The organism is Sulfurovum sp. bin170 (assembly GCF_010892395.1).
In the GTDB taxonomy this organism is placed as follows: Bacteria; Campylobacterota; Campylobacteria; order Campylobacterales; family Sulfurovaceae; genus UBA1140.
In genome coordinates this window covers 1-1,977 of record NZ_JAACKB010000456.1, presented here as the reverse complement: position 1 = coordinate 1,977, position 1,977 = coordinate 1, and the positions used below count along the sequence as shown (strand labels likewise).

Here is a 1,977-nt window from a genome sequence, read left to right as displayed (position 1 = left end):
TAGAAGATGTCAAGTTTGACCTTATCTATGGGGCATTTTTGGCTATTATCATCGTCTTTTTCTTCTTGCGAAACTTTACTATTACGATCGTATCGGCTCTCTCTATCCCCTCGTCTATTATGGGTACATTTGCACTAATGGACTATATGGGCTTTGACCTGAACAAGATGACACTCATAGGGCTGACCTTGGCTATTGGTATCATTATTGATGATGCCATTGTGGTCATTGAAAACATTTATAAGAAGTTAGAGTCTGGTATGGGTAAGTTTCAGGCATCTTATGAGGGTACGAAAGAGATGGCATTTGCTATCTTGGCAATTTCGGCTATGCTTTTGGCTGTGTTTATTCCTGTGTCGTTTATGAGTGGGATTGTGGGTAAGTTCTTTGAGAGTTTTGCTATGACGGTTGGGTTTGCTGTTATCATCTCATACTCTATTGCTCTGTCACTTATTCCTAGTTTTTCGGCTAGGGTTCTTAACAAAAAGCAGAGTTGGTTCTAGGGTGCAACCTAAAAAAAACCTAAATAAATATTATTAACTAATTTCTTCCTCCCAAAACTGCTTCCATCGACCATCAGTGAGGTTTACAGCTCTCAACTTCAACATACAACTAGCCCCAAGATGACTCCATCTAGCTCCTGAAATACATAATCTCTGTTTCACTAAAACTTTACAAGCACTTTCGGTTACACCTGAACCAATAGGAATGTTATTGTTTATCGCCTCTGCATAATTCATCTGATGATAGTGGTTAGTAAAATATGTAATAGCTTTTTTTAAATTCTCTTTGGTTTTCTTCGGAACTCTCTGTTTGCTCTCTAGCTCTTTCATCTCATTTAATAAAACAAGTGCTGAATCTTTATCATTTTTCAATCTATGACAAGCACTATCTAGCCACTCTTTTTGCTTTTGTTTATCTCTGAGGTTAATCACTTTTGAAGCATCAGCTAAATATTCACTAGCATGATAAAAATCTATTATTTGAGTCTCTACAAAATCTTCTAGAAAACTCCAATTATCTTTTGCTCCATCAGCAATACCAACAAAGTTTGCTGAAGATGGAATAATCTTGGAAATATCATTTATCTCTTTTGTAAATATCTCTTTGAATCTACCTTTTCCATATTCTGGTGCTTGGGAGGCATATATCGTATGTAACCTATTTCCATCTTTATCATAGAGAGAGATTGTTCCTACCATTGTCTCTCTCCATCCCTCATTACCAACGAAGCTACAAGTCCCATCTAGCCCTATACCCACTGTCACTATCTCTTTATCTATTTGTGGCAGTTTATACTCTATCTCATCTTCCATTTCAATATAGAGTCTTCCTGTGCGATATGATATATTTTGAATATAACTCTCCTCTAATTTCAAGCCGTGATTCTCTTCAAAATCTCTTACGACATCTACGGCTCCCATTTTTATATATTTGCTATTGATACTTCTTGCTAGTTTTGGAGTGGCTGTGTATAATATAGATGCTTTATCTTCTATTGGACAATAGCTCTTACCACTTGAAGATTTATAGATATTTCTTGAAACTATTGCAGTTCCATATGGTGTTTTATACTCTTTATTTACTTTTTTTTAAAGTAATCTTTTCACCATTCCTCTCTAGTGTATTCTCATCTTTATCGAGTTTCTCCATTGCATCTTTTGTTAATATTCTTCCTAGCTCATTAACACTCTTCTCTATATCTTCTTCTGTTTTTAAGAATTTCTGATTTTTACTCTTTGTTGGTACTTTGACTACAATATAATCTGAATCTTTTTCTACTATTTCTAAGTTCATTTTATCTCTTTTTGGTTTTTATTTTAGTGATATTTTATTTGTTGGGTGTTATTGCTTTTAATTAAAGTTGTTTTTTATGGTTTCTTTTAGGTTGCACCCGATAGAACAGAACCTTCTCTATCCAAGATAAACTTTTTAGTAAGATAAGATTCATAGAGTTGGGCTATGTTTTTGATCTGT

2 protein-coding genes and 1 pseudogene are annotated in these 1,977 nt (G+C 34.3%); 1 reads left to right on the top strand and 2 read right to left on the bottom strand.

The window, feature by feature from the left end:
• Positions 1-500, top strand: a pseudogene (locus GSY74_RS10675) (efflux RND transporter permease subunit); the annotation flags it as partial.
• A 36-nt stretch (positions 501-536) separates the two neighbouring features.
• Here GSY74_RS10675 and GSY74_RS10670 read toward each other — a convergent pair.
• Complete coding sequence (locus GSY74_RS10670) at positions 537-1,424, bottom strand: hypothetical protein (protein WP_164665129.1); 888 nt, start codon at positions 1,422-1,424, stop codon at positions 537-539.
• A 154-nt stretch (positions 1,425-1,578) separates the two neighbouring features.
• Positions 1,579-1,797, bottom strand: a complete 219-nt coding sequence (locus GSY74_RS10665) for a hypothetical protein (protein ID WP_164665127.1) — start codon at positions 1,795-1,797, stop codon at positions 1,579-1,581.
• Positions 1,798-1,977 lie beyond the last annotated feature (180 nt).

What these genes read in the sequence shown, in the direction of transcription:
- GSY74_RS10665 (WP_164665127.1), bottom strand. Translation starts at nt 1,797, where the DNA reads ATGAACTTAGAAATAGTAGAAAAAGATTCAGATTATATTGTAGTCAAA.
- GSY74_RS10670 (WP_164665129.1), bottom strand. Translation starts at nt 1,424, where the DNA reads ATGGGAGCCGTAGATGTCGTAAGAGATTTTGAAGAGAATCACGGCTTG.